Source organism: Paenibacillus sp. S02 (genome assembly GCF_019454065.1).
Taxonomy (GTDB): Bacteria; Bacillota; Bacilli; order Paenibacillales; family Paenibacillaceae; genus Paenibacillus; species Paenibacillus polymyxa_B.
This window is the reverse complement of record NZ_CP073682.1, coordinates 5451884-5468191: the sequence shown is the minus strand read 5'-3', so window position 1 is coordinate 5468191 and position 16308 is coordinate 5451884. Positions and strand designations below refer to the sequence as shown.

General features: G+C 42.2%; 19 protein-coding genes. 17 read left to right on the top strand and 2 right to left on the bottom strand.

Features of this window, described 5'->3' with window-relative positions; genetic code table 11:
- The first annotated feature begins 2 nt into the window (after positions 1-2).
- The 5 genes from KAI36_RS24335 to KAI36_RS24315 all read left to right on the top strand — a co-directional run bounded on the left by KAI36_RS24335 (position 3) and on the right by KAI36_RS24315 (position 5412).
- Positions 3-725, top strand: a complete 723-nt coding sequence (locus tag KAI36_RS24335; RefSeq protein WP_007432713.1) for a response regulator — start codon at positions 3-5, stop codon at positions 723-725.
- A 168-nt stretch (positions 726-893) separates the two neighbouring features.
- A complete protein-coding gene (locus KAI36_RS24330; protein WP_025719114.1) occupies positions 894-1334 on the top strand; it encodes a hypothetical protein in 441 nt (146 codons plus the stop codon).
- Between the two features lie 200 nt (positions 1335-1534).
- Entirely contained in the window at positions 1535-3649 is a 2115-nt protein-coding gene (locus KAI36_RS24325; RefSeq protein WP_220026233.1) for an ATP-dependent helicase ComFA, read from the top strand.
- 347 nt (positions 3650-3996) lie between these two features.
- The gene (locus KAI36_RS24320; RefSeq protein WP_220026232.1) at positions 3997-4563 is read left to right on the top strand and encodes a ComF family protein; all 567 of its coding nucleotides are present in this window, start codon (positions 3997-3999) and stop codon (positions 4561-4563) included.
- 381 nt (positions 4564-4944) lie between these two features.
- A complete protein-coding gene (locus tag KAI36_RS24315) occupies positions 4945-5412 on the top strand; it encodes a LysM peptidoglycan-binding domain-containing protein (protein WP_220026231.1) in 468 nt (155 codons plus the stop codon).
- 33 nt (positions 5413-5445) lie between these two features.
- On the opposite strand, the gene KAI36_RS24310 is transcribed toward KAI36_RS24315, so the two are convergent.
- Positions 5446-5628 carry a hypothetical protein gene (locus tag KAI36_RS24310; RefSeq protein WP_258382221.1) on the bottom strand — a complete coding sequence of 61 codons (183 nt, stop codon included), beginning with the start codon at positions 5626-5628 and terminating at the stop codon, positions 5446-5448.
- 531 nt (positions 5629-6159) lie between these two features.
- Between KAI36_RS24310 and KAI36_RS24305 the strand changes: the two genes are divergently transcribed.
- From KAI36_RS24305 to csrA, 7 genes are all read left to right on the top strand, one after another.
- On the top strand, positions 6160-6570 hold the full coding sequence (locus tag KAI36_RS24305) for a TIGR03826 family flagellar region protein (protein WP_023990675.1): 411 nt from the start codon (positions 6160-6162) through the stop codon (positions 6568-6570).
- A gap of 196 nt (positions 6571-6766) precedes the next feature.
- The gene (gene flgM, locus KAI36_RS24300) at positions 6767-7042 is read left to right on the top strand and encodes a flagellar biosynthesis anti-sigma factor FlgM (protein ID WP_220026230.1); all 276 of its coding nucleotides are present in this window, start codon (positions 6767-6769) and stop codon (positions 7040-7042) included.
- Positions 7043-7052: 10 nt separating this feature from the next.
- Positions 7053-7550 carry a flagellar protein FlgN gene (locus tag KAI36_RS24295; protein ID WP_160788487.1) on the top strand — a complete coding sequence of 166 codons (498 nt, stop codon included), beginning with the start codon at positions 7053-7055 and terminating at the stop codon, positions 7548-7550.
- 15 nt (positions 7551-7565) lie between these two features.
- A complete protein-coding gene (gene flgK / locus KAI36_RS24290) occupies positions 7566-9146 on the top strand; it encodes a flagellar hook-associated protein FlgK (RefSeq protein WP_160788488.1) in 1581 nt (526 codons plus the stop codon).
- A 23-nt stretch (positions 9147-9169) separates the two neighbouring features.
- Positions 9170-10078 carry a flagellar hook-associated protein FlgL gene (gene flgL, locus KAI36_RS24285; RefSeq protein ID WP_160788489.1) on the top strand — a complete coding sequence of 303 codons (909 nt, stop codon included), beginning with the start codon at positions 9170-9172 and terminating at the stop codon, positions 10076-10078.
- A gap of 79 nt (positions 10079-10157) precedes the next feature.
- Complete coding sequence (fliW, locus tag KAI36_RS24280) at positions 10158-10607, top strand: flagellar assembly protein FliW (RefSeq protein ID WP_160788490.1); 450 nt, start codon at positions 10158-10160, stop codon at positions 10605-10607.
- The gene (csrA, locus tag KAI36_RS24275) at positions 10607-10849 is read left to right on the top strand and encodes a carbon storage regulator CsrA (protein WP_220026229.1); all 243 of its coding nucleotides are present in this window, start codon (positions 10607-10609) and stop codon (positions 10847-10849) included. Before fliW ends, csrA begins: the two co-directional genes overlap by 1 nt.
- A gap of 113 nt (positions 10850-10962) precedes the next feature.
- Here csrA and KAI36_RS24270 read toward each other — a convergent pair whose 3' ends face one another.
- On the bottom strand, positions 10963-12363 hold the full coding sequence (locus KAI36_RS24270) for a carboxypeptidase-like regulatory domain-containing protein (protein ID WP_220026228.1): 1401 nt from the start codon (positions 12361-12363) through the stop codon (positions 10963-10965).
- 272 nt (positions 12364-12635) lie between these two features.
- Here KAI36_RS24270 and KAI36_RS24265 point away from each other — a divergent pair, with 272 nt between their 5' ends.
- From KAI36_RS24265 to KAI36_RS24245, 5 genes are all read left to right on the top strand, one after another.
- Positions 12636-13403, top strand: a complete 768-nt coding sequence (locus KAI36_RS24265; RefSeq protein ID WP_220026227.1) for a flagellin N-terminal helical domain-containing protein — start codon at positions 12636-12638, stop codon at positions 13401-13403.
- 179 nt (positions 13404-13582) lie between these two features.
- On the top strand, positions 13583-13954 hold the full coding sequence (locus tag KAI36_RS24260) for a flagellar protein FlaG (protein ID WP_220026226.1): 372 nt from the start codon (positions 13583-13585) through the stop codon (positions 13952-13954).
- A 12-nt stretch (positions 13955-13966) separates the two neighbouring features.
- Complete coding sequence (gene fliD, locus KAI36_RS24255; protein WP_160788495.1) at positions 13967-15481, top strand: flagellar filament capping protein FliD; 1515 nt, start codon at positions 13967-13969, stop codon at positions 15479-15481.
- Positions 15482-15498: 17 nt separating this feature from the next.
- Positions 15499-15882, top strand: coding sequence for a flagellar export chaperone FliS (gene fliS / locus KAI36_RS24250; protein ID WP_160788496.1), 384 nt, complete (start codon positions 15499-15501; stop codon positions 15880-15882).
- Positions 15882-16226: a hypothetical protein gene (locus tag KAI36_RS24245; protein ID WP_220026225.1), complete on the top strand. Its 345-nt coding sequence runs from the start codon at positions 15882-15884 to the stop codon at positions 16224-16226. The genes fliS and KAI36_RS24245 overlap by 1 nt, the downstream gene beginning before the upstream one ends.
- Positions 16227-16308 lie beyond the last annotated feature (82 nt).

The window sequence follows — 16308 nt, the reverse complement described above, 5'->3', positions numbered from 1 at the left end:
ACATGGAAAATCAGGAAATTAGTAATGCACCCATTAAAGTTCTCTTAGCGGATGATCATCAGTTGTTCCGTGAAGGACTTAAACGTATTTTGAATATGGAGGACGACATTGAGGTCATCGGAGAATGTGGCGACGGTATTCAAGTGTTGGAATTCTGTAACGTAGAGAAACCGGATATTGTTCTGATGGACATTAATATGCCAATTGAAAATGGTGTAGAGGCAACCGAAAAACTGCGTGAGATGTTCCCAGATGTCAAAGTTATCATTTTATCCATTCATGATGATGAAAGCTATGTATTCGAGACGTTGCGCAAGGGAGCCAATGGTTATTTGTTAAAAGATATGGAGGCCGAGTCTCTCATTAATGCAATTCGTTCGGTTCATGAAGGATATGCGTTTATCCATCCGAAGGTAACGGGTAAACTCATTCAGCAGCTTCGCCGGATGACCTACTTGAACGAAACAGGGGCTATGGCTGAAGGTCATACGAAGGAAGCCGGCGTGAAGTTTGTCGCAGGTGAAAATAATCCATTGACCCGTCGTGAAGCTGAAGTGCTGCGTCTGATGGCTGAAGGTAAGAGCAACAAGATGATCGGTGAATATTTATTCATTAGTGAGAAAACGGTCAAAAACCATGTCAGCAGTATTCTGCAAAAAATGGAGGTTGATGACCGTACACAAGCAGTTATTAACTCAATCAAATATGGATGGGTTACGCTGTAAAGTGTAGTTTTTCCATGCATTAGACGATGCAGCTGCTAATAGATTGAATGCTGTACCGCCTTTCTTTTGGAGCGATATGTCAGCTCATACGGAAACCCAGTACATAACCGTGACACCTCTTCCTGTTATACGGCATATATTGTCGCTATAGGAGGAGGTGGAACCCTCGTGACGGCTCACTTGGTTTGGATATTGCTTATATACGGTGTGGGAGCCGCAGTCGTTCATCTTATGTATATACGACAGGCGGTTCAGGCTTATCACAATGGTGAAGATTCACGCGCAATATCTCCGGGTCATCGTGCGACTCGCTATATTGTGATTACGTCCAATGACGGAGATCGTGTGGAATGGGTGATGCGTTCGCTGAACATACTTGCCTGGCTACACCGGAGGCCGCTACATGTGACAGTACTGGATGATGAATCTATGGACGATACGCTACCGATTCTGACACGGTTAGTGCGCTATAGTCATATGGATGTTTCAGTCATTTCAAGTCGTTTTTCACCGGGGAACCCGGTCTTACCGAAGTCAGGCGGTGAAAAGCAGGTTGTTATTGATCTTAGAACGGTCAAGTCGTTGGCGGACGCCCCACTTGTTCCTTAGCGACAGGGAATTGTGGACATCGTGGTCAAAATCGGATATAAATGTTTATAAACAGTTGCATAGGCAAGACGACAGGGATTTCATTGAAATCTACTTGATGTGAAGCACACTTCAGGCTATTAGCCATAGGAGTGTGCTTTTTTGCTGTTCTCTGGGGTGACAAGAACCGCAAAAATCATGAATGGGAGGAGAAGGGGAAGGTGAAAATTGCAGTATATGCAGTGAAGTATAAAGGGAATTGGACTCTCCGATTATCTGTGGATATTCGAGTAGATATGACATGGTGGATGAATCAAGATGAGGGGCAAGAGAATGTTGTCGAAAGATGGGTGTTATTAGGAGATGAGCTTCCCTTGTCCTGGGGGACAAAGCTGTGCGAAACATTTAAGGAATTAGCAGATATGGAGCGATGGGGAAAACGGCAGTGGTGGGCTTATATTCTCGCACAGCTAAAAAGTGAACTGGCTCCTGAGCCTTTCGACGGAGAACGGATTTTATCTGGAGTAGTAGAAAATATATGTATTTGGGATGGTGGACAAGGGTGGACTTCTCGCACAGAAAGTAGGAATGAGGGACGAGAAACAAACGGAGGTTTACGTTCTATTCTAAAAAGGAGCCTCGTCACGGGAATTGATGGATTGGATAGGGAGTGTTTAACACGACAAGCGAATGAGTTGGTTAATTTGTTGTCAGGACGCCAGTTACTCGTTCCGGAAGTCGAAGCGCTACTGGCAGAGGCAGCGCCAGGTTTGGAGCGTACTTGGCGATCCGCTGCACAGCTTGCATATCTGCAAGGCCGACTCAGCTTTGCTGCTGGCCTCGCTCCAGCACCACGTACGCGCTGGTCTGCCGCGCGTACGCATGAACTCCGCTGCAACCGTTGTGGCAGCGGGATAGTGCACCGCACGAGCTGTGCGTCGTGCGGACGTAAGGCGTGCGCTTACTGCGAGACATGTCTCGCGCTGGGGCGCAGCCGTGAATGCTCGCTGCTGCTGCGCGGTGCAGCGAAACCCGCCCTGCCGCACACAGCAGACACAGCCCCGGCGACGGAACTCGACCGCTGGGGGTTGAGCCCTGCACAGCGTGCCGCCGCCGAAGCGGCGCTGCGCTTTTTGGCCGCACCGCACGGCGAAGTGCGGGGACGTTTTCGCCCGGAAGGCCGTGGGCTCCGGGCGTTGTTCCGGCGCGACATGGTTGCGTGCCGGGGATCAGGTGCTGCCGCTTCGCAGGGCAGCCCCCTTGCCCGCAGCAGGCAGTCTTCGCCAAAAACTGGCGAAGGTGCGAGGCATATCGCTGATTGGCAAGGGTCCACTACCGTGGCAGAACGTTTTCTGCTCTGGGCCGTAACGGGCGCAGGCAAGACGGAAATGATGTTTCCGCTCTTGCAATATGTGTTGGACCACGGCGGAGCGGCGCTTGTGGCAACACCGCGCCGCGACGTGGTACTGGAGCTAGCCCCTCGTTTGGCCATTGCTTTTCCCGATGTGAGTATGGTGACGCTCTATGGGGGAAGCGCAGAACGCTGGCAAAGGGGACAGCTGACACTGGCAACGACACATCAGCTATTGCGTTATCGTCAAGCCTTTGACTTGGTTGTGATTGACGAGATCGACGCGTTCCCTTATCACAATGATCCTATGCTTGCTTTTGCTGCACGAGCAGTATGTAAGCCGAAGGGAAAGTTTATCTATTTGTCTGCTACACCACCCCATGCTTTGCAGAAAGAGGCTGCACGCGGTCTACTGCCACACGCCAAGGTTCCCGTTCGTTTTCATCGTCATCCCCTACCTGTCCCATTTCGCCTGGGGACTGCTTCAGTGCAACATTGGCTGCAAAAAGGTCGGCTACCCGCATCCTTTATTCAACGCCTACGCGTATCCATACAACGTGGAGCACAGGTTTTCCTGTTTGTGACACGAATTTCACATATTCAGGGACTTGTGGAGCTGCTGATTAAACAATTGCCTGATGTACCTATTGCTGGAACCTCCTCACAGGATGAAGAAAGAACCGCTAAAGTGCGCTTATTTCGAGCTACTGAAATACGAGTTCTGGTTACAACGACTATTTTGGAGCGAGGGGTGACTGTTCCACGGAGTGACGTGTATGTATTAGACGCGGACAGCAGTCTTTTTGATGAAGCCTCTCTTGTCCAAATGGCTGGTCGCGCGGGAAGGTCCAAGGATGATCCATGTGGAGGTGTTATTTTTACATCGCCCCAATGGACTCGAGGCCAAAAGAGAGCGATTAGACAAATTAAACGAATGAATGCACTGGCTCGGAAAAAAGGGTACCTGAAGGAGGTGAAGCACTAAATGTATTAAATAAAAAAAGTTTTTTTGGAAATGTGAAACCTGAAACAATGTCAGTACGTAAACTACCAAGAAAGGTGCATTCTGGTATGGGGATGATTCCAAGAACCCGTCTATTTTTGAATTGGTTATTCCAACGTCAGTCCCAAACATGTATCGCTTGCGGCACTTTCACAGGACGTTTTTCTGAATTCTCTGGGATATGTACTTCTTGTTCGCTTCAAATTCCTTGGGTTTACAACATTCGTTGTGTTCATTGCGGACGTCCGACGTTTTGCCCGGATTGCGTAAAATTTGACCGATTAGTACGTTACTTTGTATGCAATCGGAGTGCAACCAGCTATACGCCGATGATGAGAGAATGGATTGGACAGTTCAAATATCGCGGGAATGAAAAGTATGGTACCCTGCTGGGTGAGATCACGAATCGAGCCTATCAGGCGATGAGGTGTGAGTTTGCAAGTCTTAAACATTCTCGTTTCAAGCGATCTTTGTGGAGTGTGGATGTAGTGACCTGTGTCCCAGTAAGTGAGAAGAGGCTGACAGAGCGAGGCTTCAATCAGGCTCGGATATTGGCAGAAGAGATCGCTAGGCGGAATAAGCTCCTCTTCCTATCATTACTTGCTCGTCCACAAGATACAGGCAAACAAAGCTTTAAATCAAAAAAGGAACGCATGAACACAATGAATAATGCGTTTTCTGTCCACCCCAACATGACAAATTTGCTGAAGTCTTTTATTTTAAAAGCTGAATCTCAATGTGTTACGAAGGAAAAGCTTTCCGTTACCGTTTTGCTTGTAGATGATATTTATACAACGGGGAGCACATTGCAGGCGTGTGCACGTGTATTGAGAGAAAAGGCATTAGAGCAAGGAATACATTTGACTATTTTTTGCCTGACTTTAGCCAGATCATAAGTCCAATCTCCAGTATTTCTCATGATTATTTTGCTTGAAACTATGAAAAAAGGGTATAATTCCCTTAATGGAAGAATTAGATGATAGAGCAGAAGCCATTTAAACCATACAATCAGCAGGATTTGACAACGAGCTAGAGAGAGGTATATAATAAAAATATAGAGACAAACAAAAAGTAAGGAAGTGAGGGATGAAAACAGAATATTTCAATTTAGAGGTTGATTTTTTTGGAAAAGAGGAGTACAATTTCTATCTGTTGATAGCTAACATGATTGGTAATAAGTGATTAGCTAATGACTAAAGAGCGGACATTGGGAGTGTCTCGCTCAGTAGTAAAGCAGTTAATTAAAATTTAAAGCTAAAAAGAGGAGAGAAAAAATCATGAAAAACGTAATGAAAAAAGTAGCAGTATCTAGCATGTTGGCAGTTAGTTTAGGTGCAGTATCTTTGTTGAGTCCACTTGCAACAGGTCAAGTAATGGCAAAATCGAACACAGAAAGCAACAGAGACCAAGCTGAAGAACAACTGATCATTCAACAACAAGAAGCAGCACAAAAAGCATTTGAAGCAAAACTTTTTGGAACTGAAACTACTGAAAATGCAGCAACTACAACACCAGCTCAACCAGCTACTGAGAACAACAATCAAGCAACAACCACAAAACCAGCAACGACTACAACTGAAACACCAGCAACTGTAAATACAATCACTGTAAATGTTCAAGAGGGCGACACATTGGCTTCTATTGCTGAAAAATACGGTGTAACTGTTGAAGAACTGGTTAAAATCAACAACCTGGTTAAAGCAGGTCAAGAATTGCAAGTACCGCAAGCAAACACAAATAAATAATTATCATTATAAATGAATAATGAAGTGTGTTTTTTAAACCAAGCGTTTGACTATAGTATACGGGAAGGCCTCTATTAAAACAATGCTTTTTTGAATAATTATTTGTGAAATAGCTTGTTTTTTTGGGCTGCAAATTTCCACTGGTGCATCTAGCTTGATTTCAGATAGGTTATAAGTTGAGATGATGTTAGGTCCATGAGATTTATGAATACCCACACTCCATGTGCGGAGCATTCGTATGGGCGCCGTTCCCCCGGATTTACAGGGCTTTCTTGATGTCATTCGGGGCACAGGTGAACATGAATTCTTCTGAGGATTGTTTCGCCCGGTTTTTCCCTCATCTTGATATTTAATTTCTACATTTACTCATATTCATATATAGCTATTTTAATTGTATAATGAAGCGCTATTCCCGAAAATAACTGGAATGGCGCTTATTTTATTTCTATCTAAAGTATGGAGCAATGTTTGACGATAAATAAACACATGCAATAGGCTGAGCTATTAACTTTCATGGGCTTTCTTTATTTTTTATTTCACTGCATATTGATGCATATAGATGTAGACAAACTTTTGATGATGGATCATTCTCTCTTATACTTTTTATATGATAACTTATAAGATGTGCAATTGTGTAAAATCTGAAAATCTTTTTTGAAATATTTGCTAGACGAGGCTCTTCATTATAAGTTAATGTAAGGATAAAAGTAATTAAAGATCGGAAATTGGAAAGGGGCGCTACAGAGGATGAATTTGGATAACTGTCCTCGCTGTGGAAAGCTGTTTATTAAGAACGTCAGGGGAATCTGTCAGAACTGTATTAAAGAAATTGAATTTGAATACGAACGCTGTGTCAAACATATACGTGAAAATAAGGGCATTCATATGCATGAGCTTTCAGAGGCTACTGAGGTATCCGTAAAGCAAATCACGACATTTATACGTGAGGGACGTATTTCCATTGCTAATGCGCCCAATATGACGTATCCTTGCGAGGTATGCGGGATACCGATTCGTGAAGGGCATATGTGCGATTCTTGTCGAACACGTCTGACTAAAGACCTGCATCAGGCTGTACGCGAAAGTAGTAATCAGGATCAAAGTAATAATATGGGCTCAGGTACCTACAGCGCGATTGATAAACTTCGTGGAAAGTAGTACAGGGGAATTAAAAACGCATTCAGCTATTCAAAAAGTTTCAAATACCGCCGATAATCTTTATAGAGCTTATCGGTTTTTTTATTTTTAGCAACCATGCACAAAATAAAGAAGTGAGGCATAATACGAACCATGTTCGACGCTATGTCGTCTGATACATTCTGACCATATCAAATAACTAAGGAAGGTGGAAGTTATGAAAATTAACGAGACCAACCGCATCGGAGCTATTAATCCATATCAGCGAAATATTGAAACAGGACGTCAAGAGGAGCAAAAGAAATCCCGCCGCAAGGACGAGGTTTCGATTTCTCCGGAAGCAATGGAAATGCTGAATCGCAGCAGTGATGCAGACCGCGTTAAGAAAATTCAGGAGCTTAAGCAGCAAGTAGCTTCTGGAACCTACAGTGTGGATGCCGATAAAATTGCAGAGAAGCTGTTACCTTACTTCAAGCAGTCTTCTGAAAGCTAGGTGAAGGAATATGCCTTTAGATCGATTGATTGATGTGCTGGAGCAGCTTAGAGAGGCTCACGAGCAGTTGATTACATTAGGGAATCAAAAAAAAGAAGCACTGATATCAAATAAGGTAGATCAGCTCATTTTAGTCATGAACCAGGAATCGAAGATGTCCAAACTCATCGATGAACTTGAGGAACAACGTATTTCCTCTGCATATAAATTTTTGCAGGGACGCGGAATTAAATCTAAGTTGAACTTAACCATTTCAGAGTTGTCACGTCTTGTGTTCGACCTTCAAGATAAGCAGAGGTTGTTAAGCATTCAAGCACGGCTTTCGGAGACGTTGAACGAACTTAAGCAACTTAATGAGTTAAATCGTCAGCTTATAGAACAGGCGCTCTCTTACATTGATTTTTCCGTAGAGACGATGTCTTATTACGAGGAATTTGAGACAACGTATCACCGCCCAGATGAAAAAAATTCTACTATCCGCTCAGGGTTATTCGACACTCGGGCCTAATTGCAGGAGGAAAATATGACCTCGACATTTCATGGAATAGAAACAGCGAGAAGAAGTTTAAATACCCAAACCGCAGCATTAAATACGACAGGGCACAATATTGCTAACGCTAACACAGCCGGTTATTCAAGGCAAGTTGTTAGTATGAAGGCTTCCGAATCTATGGAGGCGTATGGTTTGAATCGTTCTGTAGTAAGGGGACAACTGGGGACAGGGGTCGAGTTCAGTGCAATTGAGCGGGTACGTCAGACTTTTCTGGATGATCAGTATCGTAATGAAAACTCTTCTCTAGGTGGATGGAGTATCCGCTATGATACTCTGGATAAACTAGAAACGATTATGAACGAACCATCTGACACAGGAATGCGCAAGGTTATGGATAATTTTTGGAATGCTTGGTCGGATTTAAGTCAAGATCCCCAAGATGTAACTAACCGTAAAATCGTAAAAGAAACGACGCTGGCATTGACGGATGCATTGAATCAGGCAAGCAAGCAACTTGATGCGCTAGATTCCGATTTAACCAATAATATTACATTAAAAACAACAGAGATGAATTCTCTATTACAATCTGTAGCCGATTTAAATGGGAACATTACCAAGTTGGAGTCATTGGGAGATAATCCAAATGACTTGAGAGATCAGCGAGATTATGCGATCGATAAATTGTCTAAACTGGCTAATGTGCAGGTTACTCAACTGGATGATGGATATCAAGTAACAGTAGCTGGACAAATAGCTGTAACTGGTAATGTGGTTACACCTTTAACTGCAGATGGTCTTCAGGCAGCTTTCACAGGTGGTGCCTTGACTGGCGGCGAAGTTTACGGGATGGTATTCTCACGTGACAGATATGTTGTGGATTACAAAAACCAGATGAACCAATTGGCCAACACACTGGCCAATGGAAATATTGAAGTTACCCTCCCTAAAGGAACTGTGCTTCCTGAAGGAACAGTATTGAATACGGGGCCGAATAATACAGCGGTTACTTACTCTAATGCTAATAATAACCGGACTTTAACAAGCGATTTGAAAGTTACTGTCCAAGGTATCAATGGACTTCACCAGTTGGGTTATACAATTAGTGGAACAACTCCTACCAAAGGGGACGCTTTTTTTACCTCTAAAGACGGAGTAGCAATTACAGCAGGTAATATTACCCTAAATCCCGACATACAAAATGACCCTAATAAAATTGCAACTTCTTTACGGGTAGAGGGTACGGGAACGACAGATGAAAAGGTAGTGCTTGGGAATAATGCCTTAGCTATGGCTATGGCTAACTTGAAAAATATAAAGTTTGATTTCGGAGCAGCTTTGTCTACTCCAACGTCAGTAGATGACTACTTTAGCTCTATTGCCGGACAGCTTGGGGTTCAGACTCAGGAAGCGGAACGTCAATCGAAGAATGCACAGCTACTGACGGAGCAGGTGGATTTAAGCAGACAGTCTGTTAGTGGAGTATCGTTGGATGAGGAGATGTCCAATCTGATCAAGTTTCAGCATGCTTATAGTGCGGCTTCTCGTTTTATGACGACATTCGATCAATTGCTGGACAAGTTGATTAATAGTACAGGCCGTGTAGGGCTCTAATTCAAATTAGTAGGAGGTAGCGTATGGCGATTCGAGTAACCTCGGGGATGATGAGTATGCAGACGCTCAGTAACCTGAATCGTAATTATAGCAATATGAGTAAAATGGAAAATCAAATCACAACCGGACGCAAGCTCAATAAACCTTCAGATGATCCTGTGGGTGTGACTTATGCCCTTCGTTACAGAGCTGAGCTGGCCTCCAATGAGCAGTATTCCAGCAATGCTGATGCAGCCGTAAGTTGGTTGGATTTTACGGACTCCACTATGCAGCAGGCTGGAGATGTGATGAAAAGGCTAAAAGAGCTAACGGTTCAAGCCTCAAGTGGTACTGTTCCTCAATCTGGATTGGATGCCATTAAGTTAGAGGTAGATCAGCTTAAGGAGCAAATGACCAATATCGGGAATAGCCAAATCCGTGGTAAGTATATTTTTAATGGTCAAAAGTATGATCAAGCTCCTTATGAGCTTACGGGTACAATCACCAGTTATGACCAAGTTGATACAGATCAAGGTAGTGTGAATTATGCAATTGGAGATCAATCCACATTTCAGGTGAATACTTCTGGAAGCGAGTTTTTTGGAGCTTCAATAGATGCGGATAATATTTTTAAAGTTATGGATAACTTGAGTGCAGCTTTGGCAAGTGGAAACCAAACGACAATATCAAGCCAACTTACAAATATTGAATCTCGTTTTACCAAAATGCAATCCAGCCTGTCCGAAGTTGGAGCTCGCACGAATCGTGTGGAGCTTGTGCAATCGCGTCTAGATGATCGTAATTTAAATTTAACAAATTTGCAGTCTAAGACTGAGGATGCAGATATTGCAAGCCTGATGATTCAGGCTACCTCAGCCCAGACTATATATCAAGCTGCTTTAAAATCATCGGCTCAGATCATGCAGCCATCTCTTATGGATTTTATGAGATGATATTTTGTTTTCTTTGACATTTTGAAGCTATGGACGTAGGTCCGTAGCTTTTTTGTTACTATTTTTAGGAGGATGAAGTATGAACCAAAAGCATATAATAGATGAAAAAGAACAGTATAAGGCAGAATCGATTTTTATTTTCCCTAAAGGATTACCCGGTTTCGAGCATTTACGTGAATTTAAGTTACAGGCGCATAACGAGTTGTTTAGTATTTTCAGTGCTGTAGAAGAAGCTGCGATCTCCTTTATAACAATCAACCCTTTTGACTTTGTCCATAATTACGAATTTGAGTTATCTAACGATGCACTTGCAGATATTGATGTAACGGACCGAAATCAGATTGAAATACGTTGTATTGTAACCTGGCACAGTAATAGAGAAAAAATAACAGTCAACTTAATTGCCCCTATCATTTTTAACACGGAAGATCTAAAAGGTAAGCAGATCGTTCTGCAAAGTTCGGAATATACGACCAAACATACATTGTGGCCCAATTTAAAGTCGGAAGAGCAAGGCGGTGAAGCCTGATGCTGGTATTATCGCGCAAGAAAGGCGAGTCTGTCGTAATTCAGAATAATATTGTTCTAACGGTGCTTTCCGTTGAAGGAGATAACGTAAAGATTGGAATATCTGCCCCCAAGGATATAGATATTTATCGTAAAGAGATTTTCGACGCAATTCAGGATAATAATCAAAGCGCAGCAATGGATCTTAAAACGCTTCAAACCGCCATATTGGAGATGGGAAAGGAAAGTGATGGCATAGAGTAGCTCGCTGTTAGATTTGATAAAAAAAGCTGACCCAACGAGGGTCAGCTTTTTTTATATTATTTATTATGGTTGAAATGAAAAATGGATTTTAAAAATGTTCACTCTGCATTATGTTATCTAATTTGGTAAGCGAAATGATAGAGGCTGTTGATATCGGAGTTGAGCAGTTTGCCGCCACTGTAAAAATCGATTGGAATAATATCGAAATAATGAGTGCTGACGCCGTTGTAGAAAGAGTACTTACCTGCAGCCGAGGTCAAACCATTTACTGGAATCGTAAAAAATCCTTGCTCATTAGTTGTTCCGCTTGCGGTGAAGACCTTATTGTTTATTGTCACAATAATTCTGGTGGTGACAATAGCATTTGCAACAGGGTTGCCTTGGGCATCGAACGCTCTGCCGCTAATGGTGATATTATTTTTTATTCTCCATTTTTGTCCATAACCATAGTTTATAAAACCGTATACTCCACCGTCTGTTGTAATGTTGGAGGTTACCACCCTTGCAACATCAGCATTTTGATAACTCACTGTCAAAGTATATGGAGTGGTAAGATCGAATTTGGACGGTGCGATAACACGAATATAATATTCCCCTGCGGCCAGCTTCAACTGTGCGGTAGTGTTCTGACCAAGATATCCGAGACTGATTAAATTAGAATCATATAGGTCCAGTCGATATTCGCCGTAAGCTGAGGTGTTGTTGAGGTTGAGACGGACGGTGCTATCAGAGGGAATCTTGATTTTACTCCAATCCTCATCCAGGATATTGTCGATCGTTTGGCTGCTGCTAAAGGTGGCTGAACCACGGTCTTTAGCAAACCAGGGATTGTCATCTGGTTCAATGCTGTCATAGCTGTCGGATTGAATAGAATGAACGGTAAATGGCTGGGTGACATCAAATCCCTTATATGATTGGACGAGTATGAAATAATAGCCGGTCCCTGCTACATAGCTGACCTGTTCATATTGACCAGCCCCCTTTGTGGAATATGAAACTTTGTTTAGCGTTCCTGTGCTTTCATCAAGCTTGTATAGATGAAGATCGTAATCATTAGTTGTGGATGCTCCTGGATTTAGAAATACGGTCAGCTTATTGGGAGTTTCGACACGTGTGAAAAACCAGCGGCTTTCACCCTCCGCAGTAATATAACCTTGCGCGGAATTACCTGATTTAATAAAGATTGCCCCATCGGGTGTAGTGTTATAAACATCATATGTGACTGTGGAGACGGAAAATTTACTGTTAGACGAAGTCTCTGGCAATGCATTTAACTTTGGAGATTTTAAAATTTCCTCCTTGGAGATTGAAAGTGATTTAGATTGGGTCAGCGGTGTATGTAGATCACTTAGAAGTGTGTTTGTGCCTTTCTTAACCATGGAATTTAGAAATTGCGCTGGCAACTGAATAGGTTTGGCTTGAGAAGAACCCGCAAGTGCCTGATTAAAAGAAGCTGAGAACCAACCGACCGCAAGAGTCAAAGCGCATAGCAAACGAAAAGTTTTTCGAAGCATAATTGAAACACTCCTTCAATTAGTATATTTTTTACCACAAGCTTAATATAAGATAGAGTTTAAAAAGTGTCAATTATTGGACGATATTAAAAAAAATACGATTTTTATTGTTTTCCGAAATAGATTTTTAAAAATTTTCAAATGCTATAAACAATACAGTGGCAGGTGTCGATATATAATTTAGAGCGGTAATTCTTCAGGGCGGCCGACCTGTGAAGACGCTCATACCACAAGGACGTGGGAATTAAACCATTTCAGGGAGGAAATTTAAAATGATTATCAACCACAATATTCCTGCATTAAACACTCACCGTAACATGGGTATGAATAATGCTGCAGCAAGCAAAAACATGGAGAAACTGTCTTCCGGTCTGCGTATCAACCGTGCTGCTGATGACGCTGCTGGTCTCTCTATCTCCGAAAAAATGCGCGGACAAATCCGTGGTTTGGAACAATCCCAACGTAACGTTCAAGACGGTATTTCTTTTGCACAAACTGCTGAGGGTGCAATGAACGAAGTATCCTCCATGCTTTCTCGTATGAAAGAATTGAACGTTCAAAAGCTGAACGGAACTTACTCTACTAGTGATAAGAGCAACATCAACATGGAGCTTAACGCACTGGGATCGCAAATCGACAGCATCATGAAAAACACAACATTTAATGGAATCAAAATCACTTCTAACGTAAAAGTACAAGCTGACGATAAAGCCTTCACGATTACAGTTAGTGGTGTTGCTACACTAGGATTTACTGGCTTGAAAGACGCTTCCACATTGACAAACGTAAGTGATGCTATTGAAAAAGTTGCTACACAACGTGCTAAACTGGGTGCTGTTCAAAACCGTTTGGAATATACTTCCAATAACTTGGGTACTACAGTTGAGAACCTGACAGCTTCCGAATCTCGTATTCGTGATACTGACATGGCTAAAGAAATGGTTACTTTGTCCAAGAACAACATCTTGCTGCAAGCTTCCCAATCCATGCTGTCACAAGCGAATTCTGCACCACAAGGCGTACTTTCCCTGCTTCGTTAAGATTTTGGAAAGCAAGCTAATTATTAAAGGCTCTGCATCTTGCAGAGCCTTTTTTTGTTTTTTTGTATTATTTTTCATAAATAATCTAAATCATTAACCGATATATAAAGTAGGACATCTAATATGAGTAGAAGAGATACAGTGTGCGACATACCATTTTATGAGCGAGGGGTTATGTTATGGAACCGTTGATATCGGCCAATGCAGGAGGTATAACACCGATTCACCTTTCTGCCGGAACTCCAAAGGAGGAGACAGTTACTGATCCTCCAATAACTTCTGAAGAAGGTGTAGTCCAGTCTGTAATTCCTGCAAAAACACAGCTGACACACGAGCAAACCATTCAGCAGTTGCAAAAAGCAATTGATGCGATTCAAGGTCCGCAAAAAATGTTTGAAATATCTGTGCACGAAAAAACCCACACCATTATGATTAAAGTTTTGAACAAGGAAACAGGTGATCTCATTCGTGAAGTTCCGCCAGAAAAAATTTTGGATGTAGCAGCAAGAATGATGGAGATTACCGGGATTATCGTCGATAAAAAAGGATAGGGAGGAACGTTCATGGTAACGAGAATAACTGGTTTAGCATCTGGTATGGATATAGATTCAATGGTTAAAAAGTTGATGACAGCTGAGAGCGCTCCACTCGACAAGCTGAATCAACAGAAACAGCTCATGGAATGGAAGCGTGAAAACTATCGGGAGACCAGTGTGAAACTGGTTACCTTTTCACAAGAACTAAGTAAGCTTGGCATGAGTAGCTCGATTAGCGCTCAGAAGGCGAATGTTACCGGAAATACGAGTGCAGTTAGTGCAAGTGTTTCTTCAACGGCCAGTGGGGTGTTGGATGTAAAAGTGGCCTCGTTGGCAACAGCATCAAGCGCTACTTCTTCTGCAGCTATTGAACTCAATGCTTCTGCACCGACTGATTGGGGAACTGTTAAGCTACAGGATATTAAAAATTCGGGAATTTCAGGAACCGTCCCAGTAATAGTCAAAATAGGTTCAGGAGCCTCAGAAGCATCTATAGAAATTGATCCTGTCAATGAAACGATTGATTCCTTTGTCGAAAAAATCAATTCAAATAAGCAAGCTGGTGTGAGTGCCATCTATGATTCCGCCACAGGTAAGGTTTCTTTAACAAGTAAAACGACTGGGGCCAAAGATATTGAACTTAGTGGAGATATATTCACAGCTTTAAAGCTGGGGAGTACCATCACAGGTGGCGAAGATGCTAAACTCACTGTAAATGGTTTGGATATTACAAGGTCCTCCAATACCTTCACGATGAATGGTGTTGAACTTACGCTTAATAATGCCAGTGGGAGTACTTCAACACGCATTGAGGTGGCCAAAGATACGGATAAGCTGGTTGAATCGGTTCAGAAGTTTGTTGATGCGTACAATGATGTTCTCTCTACGTTGAATAATAAAGTTAGTGAAGAACGATACAAAAAATATGCACCTTTAACAACTGCCCAAAAAAAGGACATGAGTGATGATGAAGTTAAACAATGGACTGATAAAGCTAAAAGTGGAATGCTTAAAAATGACAGTATTTTGCAGAGCGCAGTAGCGGATATGCGTAGTGCAATGGTTCAGGGAGTTAAACTGGATGACGGTACAACAATTAGTCTTGCTCAGCTCGGTATAACTACAGGTACGTATCAGACAAAAGGGAAACTTGTTTTAGATACAGATAAGCTGAAAGCTGCTTTAGATAAAGATCCTGATATTGTGACCAACTTTTTCAGCAAGCAGGATTCTGCTACAGCACAAAGTAATAAATATACAGATCAAGACGGAATTTTTGCACGTATGAAAAAAATATCCAATACTGCGCTGCAAAAGTTAGCTGACAAGGCAGGAACTTCAAAGGTAAGCACTGATCTTAGTGCTTCATTCATTATCAGCAGCACGATGGGACAAGAACTAACGGGTATTGACAGAAGGATTACCGATATGACAGCCCGATTGAATATGATGGAAACGAACTACTACAAAAAATTCACAGCTATGGAGACGGCAATTAATAAATATAATAGCACTTCTTCTAGCCTGTCCAGCTTTAGATAAATAAGGAGGTCATACATTTGATTCAATCCCCTTACCAGAAGTACCAGCAGGCTCAAGCCCAGACTGCCTCCAAGCCTAAACTTCTGATTATGCTGTATGATGGGGCAATCCGTTTTACTCGGGCAGGTATAGACGGGATTTTAGATAAAGATTTCGGGAAAGCGAACTATAATCTTTGTAAATCACAAGCTATCATCCATGAATTAATATCTGCATTGAATTTTGACTATCCGATTGCACAGGAGTTATTAAGAATTTATGAATATATGTTGCATTGTCTGATTGAATCTAACGTTCATAAAGATGTGTCTAAAGCCCAGGAAGTAGAGGAACATCTAACAGATCTACGTGAGGCTTGGGTCGAAGTGAGCAAACTTCCAAGCTCGGTCACAGGTAGCTAATGGACAGTAACAATATTCAAGACCTCATTCAAGCACTAAAAGAAATGACAATAGAGACAACTAATCGGCTCTCAATCATAGAAGAGGAAGAGTTGGTCGCTTTTGTCGATCTTAGACAGGAAATTGTGCATTCAATGGAGAAATATCGTGCTTTACTCACTGAGGAAGACAAACAAGAAATTGGACTGATCTTAGATATGGATGGACCGATATTAATGCGCATGAATAAGTTGAAAGATGAAGCGGGTAGTTGGATGGAGAAAAAAGGGAACATTCGTGTTCAACAAAATGCTTACCAGCGTGCTTATTCCGTTGATAGTCTTTTTATAGATCACAGGAAGTAAATGGTGTTATAATCTCTCTCAGGCATTACTGGGAGGGATTTTTTTATTTGAAGGTTCAATCCTTCATGCTACAGTCCGATAT